General features: G+C 40.6%; 1 tRNA gene and 1 rRNA gene. Both read right to left on the bottom strand.

What is annotated here, in order from left to right:
- Positions 1-125 (bottom strand): 23S ribosomal RNA (locus tag FLP08_RS15800); the annotation flags it as partial.
- Between the two features lie 166 nt (positions 126-291).
- Positions 292-368, bottom strand: a tRNA-Ala gene (locus tag FLP08_RS15795).
- Positions 369-441 lie beyond the last annotated feature (73 nt).

Here is a 441-nt window from a genome sequence, read left to right as displayed (position 1 = left end):
GCCCCATTCGGATATTCGCGGATCAATTTGTATGTGCCAATCCCCACGACTTTTCGCAGCTTATCACGTCCTTCATCGCCTCTGAGAGCCTAGGCATTCCCCATACGCCCTTATCTAGCTTGTATGCGCTTTGCTTAATGCTCTAATCCATTCTGATTGCTCAGAACAGAAGTATTATAATGTATTACTTATATTAAATATTTCTATCTAATAGTGTTCTCGTATTCTTTGTTTCTCAATATGTCAATGAACTTTCTTTATAGCTGTAAGCTTAAAGCTTTAAGCTATAAGTGGTGGAGAATATCGGAGTCGAACCGATGACCTCCTGCGTGCAAGGCAGGCGCTCTAGCCAGCTGAGCTAATCCCCCATTATTTCAGTGATCAGTTAACAGTTATTAGTTAACAGTACTTATAACGGCTACTCAACCTCTAAAATTTCCT

It is taken from the genome of Christiangramia aestuarii, from assembly GCF_009735585.1.
In the GTDB taxonomy this organism is placed as follows: domain Bacteria; phylum Bacteroidota; class Bacteroidia; order Flavobacteriales; family Flavobacteriaceae; genus Christiangramia; species Christiangramia aestuarii.
The sequence above is the reverse complement of the archived record's forward strand: the minus strand, read 5'-3'. Positions and strand labels throughout refer to the sequence as shown.